At 60.5% G+C, this 19,606-nt stretch carries 21 protein-coding genes; 5 read left to right on the top strand and 16 right to left on the bottom strand.

Annotation, left to right across the window (positions count from 1 at the left end):
• Positions 1-141: 141 nt before the first annotated feature.
• A complete protein-coding gene (locus tag LHU53_RS04285) occupies positions 142-567 on the bottom strand; it encodes an Lrp/AsnC family transcriptional regulator (RefSeq protein ID WP_227330847.1) in 426 nt (141 codons plus the stop codon).
• A 134-nt stretch (positions 568-701) separates the two neighbouring features.
• Here LHU53_RS04285 and LHU53_RS04280 point away from each other — a divergent pair, with 134 nt between their 5' ends.
• Entirely contained in the window at positions 702-1,814 is a 1,113-nt protein-coding gene (locus LHU53_RS04280; protein ID WP_227330846.1) for an ornithine cyclodeaminase, read from the top strand.
• Here LHU53_RS04280 and lptE read toward each other — a convergent pair.
• From lptE to LHU53_RS04250, 6 genes are all read right to left on the bottom strand, one after another.
• The gene (gene lptE, locus LHU53_RS04275; protein WP_227330845.1) at positions 1,798-2,325 is read right to left on the bottom strand and encodes an LPS assembly lipoprotein LptE; all 528 of its coding nucleotides are present in this window, start codon (positions 2,323-2,325) and stop codon (positions 1,798-1,800) included. The genes LHU53_RS04280 and lptE overlap by 17 nt on opposite strands.
• 9 nt (positions 2,326-2,334) lie before the next feature.
• Entirely contained in the window at positions 2,335-5,034 is a 2,700-nt protein-coding gene (gene leuS / locus LHU53_RS04270) for a leucine--tRNA ligase (RefSeq protein ID WP_227330844.1), read from the bottom strand.
• 111 nt (positions 5,035-5,145) lie between these two features.
• A complete protein-coding gene (locus tag LHU53_RS04265; protein WP_227330843.1) occupies positions 5,146-5,628 on the bottom strand; it encodes a biopolymer transporter ExbD in 483 nt (160 codons plus the stop codon).
• 16 nt (positions 5,629-5,644) lie between these two features.
• Positions 5,645-6,295: a MotA/TolQ/ExbB proton channel family protein gene (locus LHU53_RS04260; protein ID WP_227330842.1), complete on the bottom strand. Its 651-nt coding sequence runs from the start codon at positions 6,293-6,295 to the stop codon at positions 5,645-5,647.
• Positions 6,292-7,107, bottom strand: a complete 816-nt coding sequence (gene dapB / locus LHU53_RS04255; RefSeq protein ID WP_227330841.1) for a 4-hydroxy-tetrahydrodipicolinate reductase — start codon at positions 7,105-7,107, stop codon at positions 6,292-6,294. Before dapB ends, LHU53_RS04260 begins: the two co-directional genes overlap by 4 nt.
• A gap of 9 nt (positions 7,108-7,116) precedes the next feature.
• Positions 7,117-7,665, bottom strand: coding sequence for an outer membrane protein assembly factor BamE (locus tag LHU53_RS04250; RefSeq protein WP_227330840.1), 549 nt, complete (start codon positions 7,663-7,665; stop codon positions 7,117-7,119).
• A 97-nt stretch (positions 7,666-7,762) separates the two neighbouring features.
• Here LHU53_RS04250 and fur point away from each other — a divergent pair, with 97 nt between their 5' ends.
• Positions 7,763-8,197, top strand: coding sequence for a ferric iron uptake transcriptional regulator (fur, locus tag LHU53_RS04245; RefSeq protein ID WP_227330839.1), 435 nt, complete (start codon positions 7,763-7,765; stop codon positions 8,195-8,197).
• Here fur and hprK read toward each other — a convergent pair.
• The 3 genes from hprK to hpf form a co-directional block, all read right to left on the bottom strand.
• The gene (hprK, locus tag LHU53_RS04240) at positions 8,194-9,144 is read right to left on the bottom strand and encodes an HPr(Ser) kinase/phosphatase (RefSeq protein WP_227330838.1); all 951 of its coding nucleotides are present in this window, start codon (positions 9,142-9,144) and stop codon (positions 8,194-8,196) included. The two genes, fur and hprK, sit on opposite strands and share 4 nt — an antisense overlap.
• A gap of 9 nt (positions 9,145-9,153) precedes the next feature.
• Positions 9,154-9,621 (bottom strand): PTS sugar transporter subunit IIA, encoded by a 468-nt coding sequence (locus tag LHU53_RS04235; RefSeq protein ID WP_227330837.1) that lies wholly within the window; start codon positions 9,619-9,621, stop codon positions 9,154-9,156.
• A gap of 82 nt (positions 9,622-9,703) precedes the next feature.
• Complete coding sequence (gene hpf / locus LHU53_RS04230; protein ID WP_227330836.1) at positions 9,704-10,033, bottom strand: ribosome hibernation-promoting factor, HPF/YfiA family; 330 nt, start codon at positions 10,031-10,033, stop codon at positions 9,704-9,706.
• 334 nt (positions 10,034-10,367) lie between these two features.
• On the opposite strand from hpf, the gene corA reads away from it, so the two are divergent.
• Entirely contained in the window at positions 10,368-11,354 is a 987-nt protein-coding gene (gene corA / locus LHU53_RS04225) for a magnesium/cobalt transporter CorA (RefSeq protein ID WP_227330835.1), read from the top strand.
• A gap of 42 nt (positions 11,355-11,396) precedes the next feature.
• Here the strand turns inward: corA and LHU53_RS04220 are convergent, their stop codons facing one another.
• The 4 genes from LHU53_RS04220 to LHU53_RS04205 all read right to left on the bottom strand — a co-directional run bounded on the left by LHU53_RS04220 (position 11,397) and on the right by LHU53_RS04205 (position 17,097).
• Positions 11,397-12,155, bottom strand: coding sequence for a 5'-methylthioadenosine/adenosylhomocysteine nucleosidase (locus tag LHU53_RS04220; RefSeq protein ID WP_227330834.1), 759 nt, complete (start codon positions 12,153-12,155; stop codon positions 11,397-11,399).
• Positions 12,156-12,165: 10 nt separating this feature from the next.
• Positions 12,166-13,839, bottom strand: coding sequence for a long-chain-fatty-acid--CoA ligase (locus LHU53_RS04215; protein ID WP_227330833.1), 1,674 nt, complete (start codon positions 13,837-13,839; stop codon positions 12,166-12,168).
• A gap of 170 nt (positions 13,840-14,009) precedes the next feature.
• Positions 14,010-15,428, bottom strand: coding sequence for a Re/Si-specific NAD(P)(+) transhydrogenase subunit beta (pntB, locus tag LHU53_RS04210; RefSeq protein ID WP_227330832.1), 1,419 nt, complete (start codon positions 15,426-15,428; stop codon positions 14,010-14,012).
• Between the two features lie 13 nt (positions 15,429-15,441).
• Positions 15,442-17,097, bottom strand: a complete 1,656-nt coding sequence (locus LHU53_RS04205) for a Re/Si-specific NAD(P)(+) transhydrogenase subunit alpha (protein ID WP_227330831.1) — start codon at positions 17,095-17,097, stop codon at positions 15,442-15,444.
• Between the two features lie 163 nt (positions 17,098-17,260).
• Between LHU53_RS04205 and LHU53_RS04200 the strand changes: the two genes are divergently transcribed.
• Both LHU53_RS04200 and mnmA read left to right on the top strand, forming a co-directional pair.
• Entirely contained in the window at positions 17,261-17,773 is a 513-nt protein-coding gene (locus LHU53_RS04200; protein WP_227330830.1) for an NUDIX hydrolase, read from the top strand.
• The gene (gene mnmA, locus LHU53_RS04195; RefSeq protein ID WP_227330829.1) at positions 17,770-18,897 is read left to right on the top strand and encodes a tRNA 2-thiouridine(34) synthase MnmA; all 1,128 of its coding nucleotides are present in this window, start codon (positions 17,770-17,772) and stop codon (positions 18,895-18,897) included. Before LHU53_RS04200 ends, mnmA begins: the two co-directional genes overlap by 4 nt.
• Before the next feature lie 97 nt (positions 18,898-18,994).
• Here mnmA and LHU53_RS04190 read toward each other — a convergent pair whose 3' ends face one another.
• Both LHU53_RS04190 and LHU53_RS04185 read right to left on the bottom strand, forming a co-directional pair.
• The gene (locus LHU53_RS04190; RefSeq protein ID WP_227330828.1) at positions 18,995-19,285 is read right to left on the bottom strand and encodes a metal-sensing transcriptional repressor; all 291 of its coding nucleotides are present in this window, start codon (positions 19,283-19,285) and stop codon (positions 18,995-18,997) included.
• A gap of 81 nt (positions 19,286-19,366) precedes the next feature.
• Complete coding sequence (locus tag LHU53_RS04185) at positions 19,367-19,591, bottom strand: DUF2892 domain-containing protein (RefSeq protein WP_227330827.1); 225 nt, start codon at positions 19,589-19,591, stop codon at positions 19,367-19,369.
• Between the last annotated feature and the right edge of the window lie 15 nt (positions 19,592-19,606).

Genomic DNA, 19,606 nt, shown 5'->3' with positions numbered 1-19,606 from the left:
CGCCACCTGGCAGGGCTAGCGATGACGCGTTCAAAACCAGATCATTGGCTTGCCGGGCGTTGCATTGCATCGCCCGAACGTTCGCGCACCGGGCAGACGATGACCACCCGCCGGGGCAAAGCCCGGGACGGCGTCACCCGTTCAGGAGAGTCGGAAAGTTTCGAGGTGGATGCTGGTTTCGGTGTTGCTGATGCCTTTGAGCAGGCGAATGCGCTCCAGCACTTTGGCCAACTCCTGCAGGGTTTCGGCGCGCAACTCGGCCAGCAAGTCCCAGCGGCCATTGGTGTCATGCAGGGTGGCCACGCCAGGCTCGCCCAGCAGGGCAGCAATCACCGCGCGGGTCTGGTTGCCGTCCACCGCGATGCTCATCCAGGCGGTGATGGGGTCGTGCTGCACGTCCGGGCGCAGCCGCACGGTGTAGCCGACGATCACGCCATCGTCTTCGAGCTTACGGATGCGGTTGGTAACGGTGCCGCGTGACACCTTGAGCTTGAGCGCCAGCGCGGCCACCGACAGCCGGGCGTCTTGCCGCAGCAGGGACAGCAATTGTTGGTCTACTCCATCCATTGTGGCAACCCAAGGTGTCAAAACGGCAATTATGTGACGGTTTTTATACAAAATTGACCATTGTGATTGTTGCCGTGCGCAGGCAAACTCGTTCTCACCCGTTTCCAGACGATGACCCGTCCGAAAAACCCACCATGACCACCCCCCACATCATCCACACCGCACCCCACAGCCGCGTCAGCACCCTGTTTCTCAGCCCGGCAGACGTGGCCGCGCTGGTTGGCCGCCAAGGCATCGCCGCCACACTGCAAGGTTTGGCCGCCTATATTCGCCAGGATTTTTTGCGCTGGAAGAGTTTTGACAAGGCGCCCCGTGTCGCCAGCCATTCGCCAGACGGTGTGATCGAGCTGATGCCCATTGCCGACGCCAACACGTACACCTTCAAATACGTCAACGGCCACCCGCGAAACACCGCCCGGGGCTTGTCCACGGTGATGGCGTTTGGCGTGTTGGCCGATGTGAGCACCGGCGTGCCGCTCTTGCTCAGTGAGCTGACGCTGACCACCGCCCTGCGCACGGCCGCGACATCGGTGGTGGCCGCACGCGCTTTGGCCCGGCCCAACAGCCGGGTGATGGCCCTGATTGGCAACGGGGCGCAAAGCGAGTTCCAGGCCCTGGCGTTTCACCATTTGCTCGACATTGAAGAGATTCGCCTGTTTGACATTGACCCCGCTGCCACCGCCAAGCTGATGCGCAACCTGCAAGCAAATCCTGACACCGCGGGCCTGCGCCTGATCGCGTGCAGCAGTGGGCGCGATGCGGTACGTGGCGCCGACATCGTGACCACCATCACCGCCGACAAAACCAACGCGGCCATCATCACGACCGACATGCTGGAGAGCGGCATGCACATCAACGGCGTCGGTGGCGACTGCCCTGGCAAGACCGAGATTCACGCCGACGTGTTGCGCGCGGCCAAGGTGTTTGTCGAATTTGAGCCGCAAACCCGCATCGAGGGCGACTTGCAACACCTGCCCGCTGACTTCGGCGTGACCGAGTTGTGGCAAGTTCTCGCAGGACACACGCCAGGCCGTGACCACGCCGATCAGGTGACGCTGTTTGACTCGGTGGGTTTTGCTTTGGAAGACTTTTCTGCGCTGCGCTACCTGTATGACCACGCGCAGCAACTGGGCTTGGGCGCGCCGCTGCCACTGATGGCACCGTTAAGCGACCCAAAAGACCTGTATCAGCTGATTCGGCCTGTCGCCCTTACCCAAGGGGCCTCAAGCGCTATTGAATTTGCTTGACGGCCGCCAGGCGGCGCTGAATCTGCTGGGCAATGTCGCTTTGCATGTCGCGAAACAGCAGGGCTTCTTCGGTTTCTTTGGCCAGCGCAGCGGTTTCGCTGTAGCTGATGTCGCGCTGCTGCACGATCTCAGCGTCGTCAATCAGCTCGCGGCCTTGCGGCGTGTCCAGCCGGAAGCGCACCCGCAGGCGCAACTGGAATTCACGCACCTGGCCGGACGAGTTCATCCCGACCACCACTTTTTCACGCTGCTCGCCCAGCACCCTCAGCACCACCTGAGCTTGCGTTGGCGGCTCATCTACACCCAAAACTCTGACCGCGCCACCAAAGGAGCGACGCAGTTCCTGCACCACCGCCCCCCCCGGATTCGGCCCGATGGCGATGCTGGTGAAGGCGAAGTTCTGGCTGCCACGCAGCTTGAAGCCGCAACCCACCAGCAGCCCCGCTGCCAGCATGGCCACGCCCAGGCGACGCCGGGAGAATTCACTCGGATGCATCAGACCAGACTTCATAGCAACTCCTTAAACCACCAGATTGACCAAGCGGCCCGGCACCACAATCACTTTTTTGGGCGCGGCACCATTGGCCAGCTTCTGGAACATCTCATGGGCGATGGCTGCTTGCTCGATCGCCGCCTTGTCGGCGCTGGCGGGTACGGTGATTGAGCCGCGCAGCTTGCCGTTCACCTGCAGCATCAGCTCAACCTCGTCCTTGGCCAGGGCATCCGGGTCGACCTGCGGCCACGGGGTGTCCAGCAGGTCACCCAGCGTGCCCGCGTAGCCCAGCTGCGACCACAAGGCGTGGGTGATGTGCGGTGTGGCCGGGTACAGGCAGCGCAGCAAGATGCCAAAACCTTCGATCAGCGCCACCTGGGCACCGGCGGTGTCCACCGCCTTGAAGTCTTCCAGCGCGTTGATCATCTTCATGCAGCCAGACACCACGGTGTTGTACTGCATGCGCTGGTAGTCGTAGTCCACCTGTTTGAGCACGGTGTGGATTTCCAGCCGCAGGGCCTTGGCCTCCTTGCCAAACGCGACATCTTTCAAGCCAGACGCCTGTGTGGCCATCGCAGCGGCAGCTGCGACATCCATCGCAGACAGCTTGACGCCAAAGTTCCAGACCCGGCGCAGGAAGCGGTAGCTGCCTTCCACCGCGGCGTCGTTCCACTCCAGCGTGGCCTCGGGCGGGGCTGTGAACATGGTGTACAGGCGCGCGGTGTCGGCGCCGTATTTTTCGATCAGGTCCTGCGGGTCCACCCCGTTGTTTTTGGACTTGGACATGGTGCCCACACCTTCGTAGTCGATGGGTGTGCCCACCGGCAGATCGTCGACGACGTTGATCAGGCGTGCACCAATGACCTTGCCTGCGTCGTCCAACACGTGTTCCACGTCCTTGGGCCAGAAATAGTCCTTGCCACCTTTGTCAGTGCGGCGGGAATAAATGTGGTTGAGCACCATGCCCTGGGTAAGCAGCTTGGTGAAAGGCTCGTCGACCTTGACCAGGCCCAGGTCACGCATCACCTTGGTCCAGAACCGCGCGTACAGCAAATGCAGGATGGCGTGTTCGATGCCACCGATGTACTGGTCCATCGGCATCCAGTAATCCGCGCCCTCGGCCACCATCTTGTCCGCATTGGTCGGGTCGCAGTAACGCATGAAGTACCACGAGCTGTCGACAAAGGTGTCCATGGTGTCGGTCTCGCGCCGCGCAGGCTTGCCGCAGATCGGGCAGGTGACACCGGCGTGGAAGGCCTCACACTTGTTGAGCGGGTTGCCCGAGCCGTCCGGCACCAGGTCGTCGGGCAGCACCACCGGCAAATCCTTCTCGGGCACCGGCACCGCACCGTGGTCATCACAGTGGATGATCGGGATCGGTGTGCCCCAGTAGCGCTGGCGGCTCACGCCCCAGTCGCGCAGGCGCCAGGTAACCTTCTTCTCACCCAGGCCCAGCGCAGCCAAGTCAGCCGCCACCGCCGCCACGCAGTCCTTGAACACCAAGCCGTCGTATTTTCCGGAGTTCACCGCCACGCCAGCACCTTTTTCGGCGTACCAGTCCTGCCAGACGGTGGCATCAAATACCTGCGCACCCACCGCCACCACGGGTTGGATCGGCAATTGGTATTTCAGTGCAAACGCAAAGTCGCGCTCGTCATGCGCGGGCACCCCCATCACGGCACCATCGCCATAACTCATCAGCACGTAATTACCGACCCACACTTCCACCTTGCCGCCCGTCAGCGGGTGGGTGACAAACAAGCCGGTGGGCATACCCACCTTTTCCTTGAGCGCCATTTCGGCCTCGGTGGTGCCGCCTTTCTGGCATTCTTCGATGAAGGTCGCCAGTGCCGTGTTGCTGGCTGCCGCATGCGCAGCCAGCGGATGCTCCGGTGCCACCGCGCAAAAGGTCACCCCCATGATGGTGTCGGGCCGGGTGGTGAAGACGTACATCTTGCCGCCGCTGATCAACGCGCCATCAGCGCCTTGGATGTCGTGCGTGAAGGCGAACCGCACGCCCTCAGACTTGCCGATCCAGTTTTCCTGCATCAGCTTGACGCGTTCGGGCCAGCCGGGCATCTTGTCGCCGGTGAGATTGGCCAGCAGCTCGTCGGCATACTGGGTGATGGCCAGGTAATAACCCGGAATCTCGCGTTTTTCAACCACCGCACCGGTGCGCCAGCCCTTGCCGTCAATCACCTGTTCGTTGGCCAGCACGGTCATGTCGACCGGGTCCCAGTTGACCACCTGGGTCTTGCGGTAGGCGATACCTTTTTCCAGCATCTTCAGAAACAGCCACTGGTTCCACTTGTAGTACTCGGGGGTGCAGGTGGCGACCTCGCGGCTCCAGTCGATGGCCAGGCCCATGGCCTGCATCTGCTTTTTCATGTAGGCGATGTTCTCGAACGTCCACTTGGCGGGTGGCACGCCGTTCTTGAGGGCCGCGTTTTCGGCGGGCAGGCCAAAAGCGTCCCAGCCCATGGGCATCAGCACGTTGTAACCCTGCATACGCAGCTGGCGCGTCAGCATGTCGTTGATGGTGTAGTTGCGCACATGGCCCATGTGCAATTTGCCGCTGGGGTAAGGCAGCATCGAGCAGGCGTAAAACTTCTTTTTGGGTTGGCCTTGGGCGTCCACCGCGTTTTCCGTGACCCGGTAGGCATCGCTGGACTGCCAATGCGCCTGTGCTGCGGGTTCAACGTCGAGGTGGGTGTATTTGTCTTGCATAACGATCCATCGTGGCGGTTTGAACACCGCTGTAGCGTGAAGTAACGGGGATAAGGCTGCGTGGTTGCCCGCTCTAGCGCACCAGGCGCACGCAGCAGGCTTGACCCGATTTTAGGGTTTGCGCGTGGCCGGTTCGGCAGGTGCTGTCGGCGCTGCCGTTGGCAGGGGGGCAGCGGCAGGCGTTGGGTTGTCGGCGATGAAGCCGATGCGGTTCAGACCCGCTTTTTGCGCAGCGCCCATCACCTCCACAATGCGGCCGTAGGGCACGGCGGTATCCGCGCGCAATTGCACCTCGGTGTCCGGGTTGGCCTGCTGGGCGGTTGCAAACTGCCGGGCCAAGTCATCCAGCGACACCGGGTGGTCATTCAGGTAGGTCTGCCCGGCGGCATCCACCACCACCAACACCGCTTTGGGCACCTCACTGGCCTTGGCGGCATCGGTTTTGGGCAAATCCAGCTTGATGGAACTGGCAAGCAAAGGCGCGGTGATGATGAAGATCACCACCAGCACCAGCATCACGTCGATCAGCGGCGTCATGTTGATGTCGCTCATGGGTGGTGCGCCCGAGCTGCGGTCCAGACGACCAAAAGACATGTGCGTCAGCCCCGGATCAAAGCGGTGTGCTGGTGTGGCCCACCAGTTCGCGCAGGTCGCGGGCAAAACCTTCCAGCTCGCCCTCGATACGGGCCACGGCGCGCCCGAGCACGTTGTAAGCCAGCACCGCCGGAATGGCCACCGCCAGGCCGGCCGCCGTCATGATCAGCGCCTCACCCACCGGGCCGGAGATTTGGTCGATGGTGACCTGCCCGGCCGAGGCAATACCGATCAGCGCGTGATAAATCCCCCAGACCGTGCCGAGCAAGCCGACAAACGGCGCTGTGGCGCCTATCGTGGCCAGCAACACCTGACCGTGTTGCAACTTGGCCAGCGACACATGCAGGGCATTGCGCAACCTGCGGGTGAGCTGCGTCTCCAGGCCACCGGCGCCGGCCAAGGTGCTGCTGGCTTCCAGTTTTGTCGCTTCCACCATCGGCAGCACCAAGACTTCACGGTCAGAAGCCCGGATCTTCTGTGTCGCGTCCTCGACGTTGCCCGACTGCCAGAAGACGGCAATACAACGATCCACGTCCCGGCTGGCCCGGTGCAGCAGCCAGGCTTTCCACAAAATCACCACCCACGTGGCGATCGACATGACCAGCAACAGCAGGGCCACGCCCCGCGCCAGCGCGTCACCTTGCCAGAAAAACTGGGCCAGGTTCATTTCAGGCTGAGTACGTCAGCCATGTCGAACAAGCCAGCCTTGCGACCTTGCAGAAAGCGCACAGCCCGCAGGCTGCCCTGCGCGTAGCTGACGCGACTGGACGACTTGTGGGAAATCTCGATGCGCTCACCCGTGCCCGCAAACAGCACCGTGTGGTCGCCCACAATGTCGCCGCCGCGGATGGTGGCGAAACCGATGGAAGACGGATCGCGCTCGCCGGTCACGCCTTCACGGGCATACACCGCGCAGTCTTTCAGGTCGCGCCCCAAAGCGCTGGCGATGACTTCGCCCATTTTCAGCGCCGTGCCCGAGGGCGCATCGACCTTGTGGCGGTGGTGCGCTTCGATGATTTCAATGTCGTAACCGGTGGATAGGGCCTTGGCCGCCATCTCCAGCAGCTTCAAGGTGACGTTGACACCCACACTCATGTTGGGCGCCATGACGATGGCAATGTCTTGGGCTGCAGCGGCGATCTCGGCTTTTTGCGCCTCGGTGAACCCGGTGGTGCCAATCACCAGATTGACACCCAGTTCGCGGCAAACCCGCAGGTGTTCCAGCGTGCCCTCAGGCCGGGTGAAGTCAATCAAGGCATCGGTGTTGCTCAGGCCCATCGCCAGATCCGAGGTGATGGCAATGCCACTGCTCAAACCGATGAATGCGGCCGGGTCCAGGCCAATGGCCGGGCTGCCAGGCACGTCCAAAGCGCCGCTCAGTCGACAGTCGTCAGCGCGAGAAACAGCCTCTACCAGCATACGGCCCATGCGACCGCTGGCACCGGCCACACAAATTCGGTGGAGGATGGTGTCGCTCATACCAACCTTTTACAGTGCGGGGGATTCGAGGGGCGGGTAGCTCGCGGGCGGCGTAGCCACCGGCTTGGCAGGGCTTGATGCAACGGGTGCAGGTTTGGCGGCGGCTTTCAGGCTGTCAGGGGACATTTCCAGCACGGGCACCGTGCCTGAATGGCGGCCAGAGTCCAGGGAGGCCACAAACTCGGCCTCGGTGGGCAGCGGGTCGGCCTCAACCCGTGCCAGCACATCGTCCTTGAAATACACCGTGACCTTGCGCGCCTGGGATTCCACCCCTTGCCGCTTGAAGGTGAAAACATAATCCCACCGGTCGGCATGAAACACATCGGTGAGCAAGGGCGTGCCCAGAATATTCTTGACTTGACCGCGGCTCATGCCATTTTTGAGCGCGTCGACCTGCTCGCGCGAGACAAAGTTACCTTGAACGATGTCAATCTTGTAGGGCGTCACCATACTGACCAGCCGGTTGCTGGCGCCATCCACGGAACTGCAGGCAGACAGCGCAGCCACCGCGGCACCTAGCGCGCTCCAGCGGACACAACGAACAATGGAATCAGACATAGAAAAAGCCGCGACGATATGATCTGTTCATTGTACTGGCAGCGTTCCATTTCAAGGTACGCGGCGCGGCAACACCACCGGCAACCGGAAAACCTGTATGACCAAGATTGATGAACTCAAGAGCACCGGCCTGAAAGCCACCCTACCCCGGCTGAAAATTCTGGAAATCTTCCAGAAAGGCGCGCGCCGCCACATGACGGCCGAGGACGTGTTTCGCGTGTTGATGGAAGAGCACGCGGACGTCGGCCTGGCCACGGTGTACCGGGTGCTGGCGCAGTTTGAACAGGCCGAGATCCTGTCGCGCAGCCATTTTGAGAGCGGCAAAGCCGTGTACGAGCTCAATGAAGGTCAGCACCACGACCACCTGGTCTGTCTGGATTGTGGTCGGGTGGAGGAGTTCTTTGACGCCCAAATTGAACAGCGCCAACATGCTGTGGCGAAAGAGAAGGGTTTTGCCATCGCTGACCATGCTTTGAGCCTGTACGCCCATTGCACCCGCGACAACTGCGAGCACCGTCGCAAACCAGGCTAACTGGTCTCGCCCATCGCCTTGCGATGGCGCTCGACAAACTCCTTGTAGGTATCGACACCGCGGATCTGCAGGATGGTGTTGCGCACCGCAGCCTCCACCAGGACCGCAATGTTGCGTCCGGCCACCACCTGGATCACCACCTTGCGCACCGGCACGTCCAGCACATCCTGCGTCAGCGGCTCATAGGGAATACGCTCGTAATCACGCTCCATGGTTTCGCGGCGCACCAGATGCACGATCAGCTGCAGGCGTTTTTTGCGCCGTACGGCGGTCTCACCAAAAATGCAGCGGATGTCGAGCAAACCGATGCCGCGCACTTCAAGCAGGTTGAGCAGCAGCTCCGGGCAACGCCCTTCAATGGTGTCCTGGTTGATGCGGTACAAATCCACCGCATCATCGGCCACCAAGCCATTGCCGCGCGAGATCAACTCCAGGCCCAGCTCACTTTTGCCCAGGCCGGACTCACCGGTGATCATCACCCCCAGGCCCAGAATGTCCATGAACACGCCGTGCATGGTGCAGCGGTCGGCAAAGTGTTTGGACAGGTAGGCGCGCAACACGTCGATCACAAAGGCCGATGAGCCCTGGGTGGCAAACATCGGGATCTGGGCGCGCTCACACATCGACATCAGCGCTTCCGGGGCGGCTTGACCATCGGCCAGAATCAGGACGGGCGGCTCCAACGTGACAATGCGCGCGATACGCCGCATGCTGTCTTCCGGGGTCGCGTTGGTCAGGTAGGCCACCTCGCGTTCACCCAGAATCTGGACCCGGTAAGGGTGGATGTAGTTGAGATACCCCACCAAATCGGCGCCAGAGCGCGCCGCCCGCACGGCCACTTCATCAAAACGCCGCTCGGAAGCGCCGAGACCCGCCACCCATTCCCAGCGCAAATTACTCCGAAACGCCTCAAAGAGGACGTCGGCGCTGATCACGGTGGGTTTCAAAGCGGGCGCTTAAATGGATTGAACCGATTGCCAGCTGGTGATCAGCCCGTGCAAGTCAGCCACCGAGGGGCTAGCCATGATTTTTTCCCGCAGATCAGCGTCGCTGAGCATTTCTGCGATTTCAGAAAGGATTTCCAAATGTTTTTGCGTGGCAGCCTCAGGCACCAGCAAAAAGATCATCAGACCCACAGGCAGTTCATCGGGTGCCTCAAAGCCGATCGGATTGGCCAACTGGAACACCGCCGCCATGGGCGACTTCAGGCCCTTGATCCGTCCATGCGGTATCGCCACGCCGTGGCCCAGACCGGTGGACCCGAGTCGCTCGCGCGAAAACAGGCTGTCCGTGACCAGCGCGCGGCTCAAACCATGGAGATTTTCAAACAGCAAACCCGCTTCTTCAAAAGCTCTTTTCTTGCTGGAAATGTCCACCTGGACAAGCACGTGGTTGACGGTAAGGATAGACGCAAGTCGGTTCATGATGGACCCAAATTATGCATCCTGAAAAATTGGACGCAAAAAAAAGCCGCACGCACCAGCGGGCGGCTTGCCGAAGTTTAAATTACATCATGCGCTTGGCGGCGTCGTGATGATGCGATTGCAGACGGTCTTTGTGGCGAACCACTTGGCGGTCCAGCTTGTCGACCAATTCATCCACGGCCGCATACAGATCCGAATGGGCACTTTCAGCAAAGAGTTCGATACCTTTGATATGAATATTGCACTCAGCTTTCTGTCTGCGCTCTTTTTCCTTCTGGTTTTCTAGTGTGAGCAAAACTTTGACATCCACGACCTGGTCGAAATGGCGTTTGATGCGATCGAGCTTGTTAGTGACATAGGACCGCAACGCTGGCGTCACTTCCAGGTGGTGACCACTGATTGTCAAATTCATAAAGAGCCTCCTACAGCTTGGTTGAGAGAGTCGCCAGCACCGTGTTGACGACAGGACGGTTAAGTTGAATTGTTGACCAGACTATGCCCCTCGTCCCCCGGTATTGCAAATTTTTCCATGCTGCACTGCAACAGTGTCAGGACTTACCCGGTCAAATTTGTGAATGGTCACATGGCGGTGCCATAATCGTCAGGCTGTCAACAACAGGATTTGTCACCTTGGAAACCTACCCTAGTCGGTAGCTTTCGACCCCAAAACAAGCGTCCGGGGTTGGAAGCCTGACCAACATCCCCCCCCTTTTTTTTGATGCCTTGTTTATTTTGGGAGTGAGCGTATGCTCAATATCTTCACCCTTGTCAACGGCCGCCTGTTTCAGGAAGAGATTGAATCGCTGGAAGAGTTGTCACGTTTCCAGCCGATCTGGGTTGATCTGGAATCCCCCACCCCGGAAGAAAAACGTTGGATCAAGCAGTACTACGGCCTGTCAATTCCAGAAGATGCGATGGACGAGGACATCGAGGAATCCGCCCGCTTTTACAAGGAAGATAACGGCGAGTTGCACATTCGTAGCGACTTTTTGGTGGCAGATGACGACGAACCGCATACCGTTCGGGTGGCATTCATCCTCAACACCGACAACGATGAACTCAAAAGCAAAGGCGTGCTTTTTTCCATCCACGACGAAGACGTGCCGGTGTTTCGGCTGCTGCGCATGCGGGCCCGGCGCGCACCCGGACTGATTGAAGAGGCCAAGGAAGTGCTGCTCAAGCTGTTTGACGCCGACGCCGAGTACTCCGCCGACACGCTGGAAGAAATTTACGACGAGCTGGAAAAGGTCAGCAAAAAAGTGCTGTCAGGCGACATGACCGACGCGCTGGCCGGTGAAGTGCTGGGCGCCATTGCCCGCCATGAAGACATGAGCGGTCGCATTCGCCGCAATGTGATGGACACCCGCCGCGCGGTGAGTTTCATGGTGCGCAGCAAGATGCTCAACGGCGAACAGTTTGAAGAAGCGCGGCAGATTTTGCGCGACATGGACTCGCTCGATTCCCACACCGCCTTCCTGTTTGACAAGATCAACTTCTTGATGGACGCCACGGTCGGTTTCATCAACATCAACCAGAACAAGATCATCAAGATTTTCTCGGTGGCCAGTGTGGCGCTGCTGCCACCCACCCTGATCGCCAGCTTGTACGGCATGAACTTCAAGTACATGCCCGAACTGGACTGGTCGCTGGGCTACCCGTATGCGCTGGCGCTGATGGTGGCCAGCGCACTGGGGCCGATGCTGTATTTCAGACGGCGTGGCTGGCTGAAATAAGAAACAGGTGACCCAGCCCTCAAGATGCCGGGCCAACGGCGCTTATTTGGGAAGTATTCGCATGAACTGCGACACGATCGCCAAGGCATAAGGACTGGCCACCTGCTGCACAAAGGCCGAAAAATCCATGTGGGCATCAGCATCCGCCCGATCCGAGATGGTGCGCATCGCCGCAAACGGGATGCCGTAGTCAAAACACACCTGGGCCACGGCAGCGCCTTCCATCTCAACGGCCAGCGCCTGATGACCTGCCGCCTGCAAATCGGTACGGATGGTGTTCACATCGGCCGGATCACACACAAACTGGTCGCCGCTCGCGATCAGGCCACGGTGCACGCCGGGCGCCTCCAGCAAAATGTCACGATGAAAATGATCGCCAGCCTTCGGCAAGCCAGATTTGACCGCTTCAAATAACAGAGCAGACAGCGTCTCATCACAGGCCATGGTGGCACGGTCGTACAAGGGAATTTCGTAACGTGGAAAAAACGGGCTGGGGTCCAGGTCGTGTTGGATAAAGGCGTCGGCCACCACCACATCCCCCACCTTGACACCGTCGCCAATGCCTCCAGCAACCCCTGTGAACAGCACGCGCTCGGCACCAAACGCCTCAATCAGCGTGGCCGTGGTGCTGGCAGCAGCCACTTTGCCGACCTTGGAGAGCACCAGCACCACCTCGTGACCAGCCCATTGGCCGCACCAGAAGGTGCGCCCGGCGCGCACGTGCTGGGTCGGCTGTTGCAGTTGATCCAGAAGTCCTTTTTGTTCATCCAGCAGGGCACTGACGATAGCAAGGGTTGTCAAGGGAAGTCCTTTATTTGCCGCGCAACTCGCGCCGCAAAATTTTACCTACCGGCGTTTTGGGCAAGTCGGTTCGGAATTCAATCACTTTGGGGTGTTTGTAACCGGTCATGTTGTCCTTGCAGTAGGCCCGCACCTGGGCCTCGGTGAGGTTGGGGTCTTTTTTGACGATCACCAGCTTGACCGCCTCGCCCGATTTGTCGTCAGGCACGCCGACGCAGGCGCACTCCATGACGCCAGGCATCTGCGACACCACGTCTTCGACCTCGTTGGGGTAGACATTGAAGCCGCTCACCAGAATCATGTCTTTCTTGCGGTCCACGATCTTGAAGTAGCCGTGCTCGTCCATCACGCCGATATCGCCTGACTTGAAGTAACCATCCGGCGTCATGACTTTGGCGGTTTCATCCGGGCGTTGCCAATAACCCGCCATCACCTGCGGACCTTTGATGGCGATCTCGCCGGGCTCGCCAGGCGCAGCGTCGTTGCCCTCGTCGTCCAGCAATTTCAGCCAGGTGCTGGGCACCGGCACGCCGATCGAGCCGGAATACTCGGTCGTCGTCACCGGGTTGGAGGTGGCAATCGGCGAGGTTTCGCTTAAGCCGTAACCCTCGCAAATGGCGCAGCCGGTTTTCTCGAACCAGAGTTTGGCCACAGCGCTTTGCACGGCCGTGCCGCCGCCGGCCGACACCATCAGGCGCTTCCAGTTGACCTTGCCAAAGTCGGGATGGTTGGCCAGCCCGTTGAACAGGGTGTTGACCGCCGGAAACACATGCACGCTGTGTTTGGCCAGCTCACCCAGCACCGCCGGGAAATCGCGCGGGTTGGGGATCAGGATGAGTTTGCCGCCCAGGCGCAAGGAGAGCATCATGTTCACCGTGAAGGCAAAGATGTGGTAAAGCGGCAAGGCGCAGACCGAGTTGATCTGCTCGCCAGCGGGCACTTTCACCAGCGCAGGCTGGAAACAGGCGTCGGCCTGCAGCACATTGGCCACCAGGTTGCGGTGCAGCAGCACGGCACCCTTGGAGACCCCGGTGGTGCCGCCGGTGTACTGCAGCACCGCGACATCGCCCGGTTTGATGGTGACTTTTTTCAGGGCGACACCGCTGGCCTGCGCCATCGCTGCATTGAAGCGCACGGCGTCGGGCAGGTTGTAGGTGGGCACCATCTTTTTGACATTGCGCACCACATAGTTCACCAACGTGCCTTTGAGCAGGCCCAGTTGGTCGCCCATCGCACACAACACCACATGTTTGACCGGCGTGGCGGCCACACACTTTTCAAGTGTGGCGGCAAAGTTTTCCAGAATGACGATGGCTTTGGCGCCCGAGTCCTTGAGTTGGTGCTCCAGCTCACGCGGGGTGTACAGCGGGTTGACATTCACCAGCGTGAACCCGGCACGCAGGATGGCAGCCACCGCGATCGGGTACTGCAACACGTTGGGCATCATCACCGCCACCCGGTCGCCACGCGCCAGCCCGAGGCTTTGCAGGTAGGCGCCAAAGGTCTGACTCATCTCATCGACTTGGGCATAGCTCAGCTCCTTGCCCATGAAGCTGTAAGCGCTCAGACTCGCGTTTTTCTTGAAACTTTCCTCCATCAACTCCACCAGGGAGCTGTAACGACTTTCATCAATATCGGCAGGAACACCTGGTGGATAAGTTTTGAGCCAGATGCGATCGGTCATGGTGAGGTCTCCGGTATTTTTATCGAAAGAACCATTCTCACCGGGACGTCAGCTTGTGTAAGCTGTGTTTTCCCTAATTAGAGAAAAGCCCCCAATTCCAGCCATCCTGACTGGAATTGGGGGCTAAATCGCTGTATTGACCCTTGAGCGGGCCATCCCGGGCTGAAGACTCAGGCTCTGAGCGCGGTCAACACCTCGTCGAGCATCTTCTTGGCGTCACCAAACAACATGCGATTGTTGTCCTTGTAGAACAGCGGGTTGTCGACACCGGCGTAGCCCGAGGCCATGCTGCGTTTCATGACGATGGAGGTCTTGGCCTTCCAGACTTCGAGCACCGGCATACCAGCAATCGGGCTGCTCGGGTCGTCCTGGGCGCTCGGGTTGACGATGTCGTTGGCGCCAATCACCATGGTGACATCGGTGTCGGGGAAGTCCTCGTTGAGTTCATCCATCTCGAACACGATGTCGTAGGGCACCTTGGCCTCGGCCAGCAGCACATTCATGTGCCCCGGCATACGCCCGGCCACCGGGTGGATGCCAAAACGCACGTTGACACCTTTTTCACGCAGGAACTTGGTGATCTCAAACACCGTGTGCTGGGCCTGCGCCACCGCCATGCCGTAACCCGGCACGATGATCACGGATTTGGCCTCACGCAACAGCTCGGCGGTTTCCAGTGCCGTCACAGGCGTCACTTCACCAACGGGTTGCGCTGCACCGCCAGCAGCGGGCTTGGGCGCGCTGGTGGTGCCAAAACCACCGGCAATCACACTGATGAAGCTGCGGTTCATGGCGTTGCACATGATGTACGACAGAATCGCACCGCTGGAGCCCACCAGGGCGCCCACCACAATCAGCAAGTCGTTGGACAACATGAAGCCGGTAGCCGCTGCGGCCCAGCCAGAGTAGCTGTTGAGCATCGATACCACCACCGGCATGTCGGCGCCACCAATGGCCATCACCATGTGCACGCCAAACAGCAGCGCAACGATGGTCATGACGATCACCGGCAGCATGCCCGACTGCACATCGTGGGCCTGCATGAAGACACCACCAAAATAAATCACCACCAGCAGACCGGCCAGATTGAGCCAGTGGCGCCCCGGCAGCAAGACCGGGTTACCGCTGACCCGACCCGACAGCTTGCCAAAAGCGATCACCGAGCCCGCAAAGGTGACCGCACCGATGAAGATGCCAATGTAGATTTCCAGCTCGTGGATGGTTTTGGCAGCACCTTCAAAACCGGCGCTGGCCGTCGGGTCGATATAGGTGGCAAAACCCACCAACATCGCCGCCAGACCGACCATGCTGTGCATCAGCGCCACCAGTTCTGGCATTTGCGTCATTTGCACCGTGCGCGCAGCGTACAAGCCAATACCGCCGCCAATCACCATGGCGCCAATGATCCACGGCAGACCCGCCGCCGTCACCTGCGGGCCAAACACAGTGGCCAGCACCGCCAGCGTCATGCCGACCATGCCGTACAGGTTGCCGCGTAACGCGGTGGTCTGGTTGGACAAACCGCCCAGGCTCAGGATAAAAAGAATGGTGGCGCCAATGTAGGCCACCGTAGCCAAACTGGAAGACATGGGTTTTCCCTTCTTATTTGCGGAACATGGCCAGCATGCGCTGGGTCACAGCGAAGCCACCGAACATATTGATCGCGGTGAGCACAATGCCCGCCGCTGCCACCCAGGTGATCAGGCTGTTGGGCCGTTCCAGCGCACCCGCGATCGGCGAGATCTGCACCAGCGCGCCGATGGCGATGATGCTGGAGATGGCGTTGGTCACGCTCATCAGCGGCGTGTGCAAAGCCGGTTTGACGTTCCAGACGACCATGTAGCCGACAAAACACGCCAGCACAAACACGGTGAAGTGCGACATGAACTCCTTGGGCGCGTTGGCACCAATCAGCCAGAACAGCGCGGCCGCCACGCCAAACACGATGGCCAGCTTGCTGCCCGCCATGGGCGCACTGGGCTCGCCGTGACCATGGCCTTTTTTGGCAGCTGGCGCCGCCGCCGGTTTGGCGGCCGGTGGCGCCGCAGCGACTTTGGGCGCCGGTGCTGGCCAGGTGATGCTGCCGTCCTTGGTCACGGTCAGGCCACGAATGGCATCGTCTTCCATGTTGACATCGATGATGCCGTCTTTGGTCTTGCACAACTCCTCAGACAAGCGGAACAGGTTGGTCGCGTACAGCGTGGACGATTGCATGGCCAGACGCGACACCAAGTCGGTGTAACCCACGATGGTCACGCCGTGTTTCACGACGGACTGACCCGGTTCGGTCAGCTCGCAGTTGCCACCTTGTTCGGCCGCCATGTCGACGATCACACTGCCCGGCTTCATCGAACGCACCATCTCGGCGGTGATCAACTTGGGCGCGGGTTTGCCGGGAATCAGCGCGGTGGTGATGATGATGTCCACCTCTTTGGCCTGCTTGGCGTACATCTTGCGCTGGGCTTGCTGGAAGCCCTCGCTCATCACCTTGGCGTAACCGCCGCCGCCCGAGCCTTCTTCCTCGTAATCGACCTTGACGAATTCGCCGCCGAGCGACACCACCTGGTCGGCCACTTCCGCGCGGGTGTCATTGGCACGCACGATGGCGCCCAAGCCCGCGGCGGTGCCAATCGCTGCCAGCCCGGCCACACCGGCACCAGCGATGAAGACCTTGGCGGGCGGCACTTTGCCCGCAGCAGTGATCTGGCCGTTGAAAAAGCGCCCAAAGGCATTGGCGGCCTCCACCACAGCGCGGTAACCGGCCACGCCCGCCTGCGACGTCAAGGCATCCATCTTCTGCGCACGGCTCAGGGTGCGAGGCAGTGCGTCAATGGCCAGCACAGTCGCCTTTTTGGCGGTGAGTTGCTGCATCAACTCCGGGTTTTGTGCCGGCCAGATGAAGCCGATCAGCGTACCGCCGTCGCGCAGCAGGCCCACTTCATCCGTGGTGGGTGGGCGTACTTTGAAAACAATGTCAGACGTGGCCCACAGCGTGGCGGCGTCGGCAACGATGCTGGCGCCCACCGCCTGGTAGTCGGCGTCACTGATATTGGCAGCTGCGCCCGCACCAGACTGGACAGCCACGGTAAAGCCGAGCTTGATCAGCTTGGCCACCACCTCGGGCACGGTCGCGACCCGTTTTTCGCCTGGAAAAATTTCGCAGGGCACACCGATAGACTGCGCCAACTTCGCAGACTCGGGGGAACCTGACTCCACGGACTGACCCGGCTGGGCAGCAGTGGCTATATCAGCTTGCATGGGAAGACTCCTTGTTTTCTTGCAAAAAGCAAAGCCAAAACACGCGTTTTGGGCAGCCCGCTGAGCTTACAACAGTTTTACGTGAGGTCTTCACGCTGCCACTTGGACAAGTGAGCTCTGCTGGCGACGGCTCCGTCACCTGTGCATCCGGGATAATTCAGGCATGACTGACAGATGGAAACCCAGCGCCACCGTGGCCGCAATCATTGAACACCAGGGCAAATTTTTGCTGGTGGAAGAACACACCCCGGAGGGTTTGCGGCTGAACAACCCGGCCGGGCACCTGGACGAGGGCGAGAGCCTGCTGCACGGGTGCGCCCGCGAGACCCTGGAGGAAACCATGCACCTGTTCACCCCGGACTATCTGGTGGGGGTGTACATGTCACGCTTTCAACGCCCGGCCAGTGCAGACCAGCAGGCGCAGGACGTGACCTACTTGCGCTTTGCCTTCGGCGGTACGCTGGGTGCCTTGCAGACCGGGCGTCGTCTGGACACGGGCATCGTGCGCACCCTGTGGTTGTCGCCCGATGAAATGCGTGCCAGTGCCGAACGCCACCGCAGCCCGCTCGTTTTGCAATGTATGGAAGACTATCTGCGCGGCCAGCGTTTTCCGCTGTCGCTGATCCACACCGACGCCAGCATCAGCGCGCTGACCAGCGGCCACCCGACACCATGAGCACCGGCATCCAAGCGCAACGGGTGGTGGTGGGCCTGAGCGGCGGGGTGGATTCCGCTGTGACCGCGTGGCTGCTCAAGCAGCAGGGCCATGAGGTGCTGGGCATCTTCATGAAAAACTGGGAGGACGATGACGACTCCGAGTTCTGCTCTTCCAACGAAGACTTTGTTGACGCGGCGGCGGTGGCCGATGTGATCGGCATCGAGATCGAACATGTCAACTTTGCCGCCGACTACCGCGACCGGGTGTTTGCCGACTTTTTGCGCGAATACAGCGCGGGCCGCACGCCCAACCCCGACATCCTGTGCAACGCCGAGATCAAGTTCAAGGCCTTTCTGGACCACGCCATGCGCCTGGGGGCCGACAAAATCGCCACCGGCCACTACGCCCGGGTGCGGCACAACCCGACCAGCGGCTTGCATGAGTTGCTCAAGGGGCTGGACCCGTCCAAGGACCAGAGTTACTTTTTGCACCGTCTGACCCAGGCTCAACTGGCCAACACGCTGTTCCCGGTGGGTGAGCTGCTCAAGACCGAGGTGCGCCGCATCGCGCTGGAGATTGGCCTGCCCAATGCCAAGAAGAAAGACTCCACCGGCATCTGTTTTATTGGTGAGCGGCCGTTCCGTGACTTTTTGAACCGCTACATCGCCAAAGAGCCCGGACCGATCAAAAACGACAAGGGCCAGACGATTGGCCAGCATGTGGGCTTGAGCTTCTACACCCTGGGCCAGCGCCAGGGCCTGGGCATTGGCGGGCTCAAAACCAAGGGCGCCCAGCGCGGTGGCGGCGACCACGCGCCGTGGTTTGTGGCGCGCAAGGACATGGCCGCCAACACCTTGTGGGTGGTGCAGGGGCATGATCACCCTTGGCTGCTGTCACCCACCCTCCATGCCGGGCAGGCCAGTTGGATCGCAGGCTCAGCGCCGCCGCCCGGCGCCCTGGCTGCCAAAACGCGTTACCGCCAGGCCGACGCGCCGTGTACTTTGGCAGGGGTGATGGATGACCGCTTTGCGCTGGCGTTCCCACAAGCACAGTGGGCGGTCACGCCGGGTCAATCTGCCGTGCTGTACGACGGCGAGGTGTGTCTGGGCGGCGGCATCATCACCGGCACCGTCCCGGCGTAACGCACGCTGGTTTGACGTCGTTACACCAAGTTGACGCACGGGGTCATGGATGGCGGGTCGTGGCCCGCTTGTGACAGCCACAGCTGCGCGCCATCCATCAGCCCATCCGGGCTAGCAGGCTCTCCATGTCCTTGAGCATGGTTTCCACACCCTGCGCCTGCAGTTGATCAGGCGACAAGCACTGTTGGAGTTCCTGCTCCATGAAACACATGGTCATGCGCAGGTAGGTGCTGTCCAGCGCCTTGCGCACGGCCGAGAACTGTTGGCTGACTTTCAGGCAGCTCTCGCCCTCCTCGATCATGCGCTGCACGCCGCGGATTTGCCCTTCGGCCCGGCGCAGCCGGTTGAGCACATCGGTGCGTGCCGCTTCGTTTGTCAAGACCGTCATGACACAAATTTCCTTTTCTCAGGTCGATGCTGTTGGCCCTCAAACAGGGCGACAAACCCATTTTGAGGGCAAACGCCCAGTCTAGCGCGCGCAGCCGACCTGATCTTCGGGCACACCCAGCTTCTTCAACAGGATGCCCAGCGGGCAGAAGTTGGTGAAGCCCGATTGGAACAGGTTGGCACCGACAAAAGCCGTGAAAGCCAGCGCCCATTTGCTGACAAACAGCGGGCTGCCTTCCACCCCCAAAGCCAGCGACAGCATCACAAACAGGCCCGCAAACACCAAGATATAACGTTGTACCGTCATGTCAAAACTCCTTTA

This window comes from Rhodoferax sp. U2-2l (assembly GCF_020594515.1).
In the GTDB taxonomy this organism is placed as follows: domain Bacteria; phylum Pseudomonadota; class Gammaproteobacteria; order Burkholderiales; family Burkholderiaceae_C; genus Rhodoferax.
The sequence above is the reverse complement of the archived record's forward strand: the minus strand, read 5'-3'. Positions and strand labels throughout refer to the sequence as shown.

Bases quoted from the DNA above. Each gene is read 5' to 3' on its own strand.
- fur (WP_227330839.1), top strand. From the start codon at position 7,763: ATGACCAAGATTGATGAACTCAAGAGCACCGGCCTGAAAGCCACCCTA.
- LHU53_RS04205 (WP_227330831.1), bottom strand. From the start codon at position 17,097: ATGCAAGCTGATATAGCCACTGCTGCCCAGCCGGGTCAGTCCGTGGAG.
- LHU53_RS04215 (WP_227330833.1), bottom strand. From the start codon at position 13,839: ATGACCGATCGCATCTGGCTCAAAACTTATCCACCAGGTGTTCCTGCC.
- hpf (WP_227330836.1), bottom strand. From the start codon at position 10,033: ATGAATTTGACAATCAGTGGTCACCACCTGGAAGTGACGCCAGCGTTG.
- dapB (WP_227330841.1), bottom strand. From the start codon at position 7,107: ATGAGCGACACCATCCTCCACCGAATTTGTGTGGCCGGTGCCAGCGGT.
- LHU53_RS04250 (WP_227330840.1), bottom strand. From the start codon at position 7,665: ATGTCTGATTCCATTGTTCGTTGTGTCCGCTGGAGCGCGCTAGGTGCC.
- pntB (WP_227330832.1), bottom strand. From the start codon at position 15,428: ATGTCTTCCAGTTTGGCTACGGTGGCCTACATTGGCGCCACCATTCTT.
- leuS (WP_227330844.1), bottom strand. From the start codon at position 5,034: ATGCAAGACAAATACACCCACCTCGACGTTGAACCCGCAGCACAGGCG.
- LHU53_RS04265 (WP_227330843.1), bottom strand. From the start codon at position 5,628: ATGTCTTTTGGTCGTCTGGACCGCAGCTCGGGCGCACCACCCATGAGC.
- LHU53_RS04285 (WP_227330847.1), bottom strand. From the start codon at position 567: ATGGATGGAGTAGACCAACAATTGCTGTCCCTGCTGCGGCAAGACGCC.
- LHU53_RS04185 (WP_227330827.1), bottom strand. From the start codon at position 19,591: ATGACGGTACAACGTTATATCTTGGTGTTTGCGGGCCTGTTTGTGATG.
- mnmA (WP_227330829.1), top strand. From the start codon at position 17,770: ATGAGCACCGGCATCCAAGCGCAACGGGTGGTGGTGGGCCTGAGCGGC.
- LHU53_RS04200 (WP_227330830.1), top strand. From the start codon at position 17,261: ATGACTGACAGATGGAAACCCAGCGCCACCGTGGCCGCAATCATTGAA.
- LHU53_RS04190 (WP_227330828.1), bottom strand. From the start codon at position 19,285: ATGACGGTCTTGACAAACGAAGCGGCACGCACCGATGTGCTCAACCGG.
- LHU53_RS04260 (WP_227330842.1), bottom strand. From the start codon at position 6,295: ATGAACCTGGCCCAGTTTTTCTGGCAAGGTGACGCGCTGGCGCGGGGC.
- corA (WP_227330835.1), top strand. From the start codon at position 10,368: ATGCTCAATATCTTCACCCTTGTCAACGGCCGCCTGTTTCAGGAAGAG.
- LHU53_RS04280 (WP_227330846.1), top strand. From the start codon at position 702: ATGACCACCCCCCACATCATCCACACCGCACCCCACAGCCGCGTCAGC.
- LHU53_RS04235 (WP_227330837.1), bottom strand. From the start codon at position 9,621: ATGAACCGACTTGCGTCTATCCTTACCGTCAACCACGTGCTTGTCCAG.
- lptE (WP_227330845.1), bottom strand. From the start codon at position 2,325: ATGAAGTCTGGTCTGATGCATCCGAGTGAATTCTCCCGGCGTCGCCTG.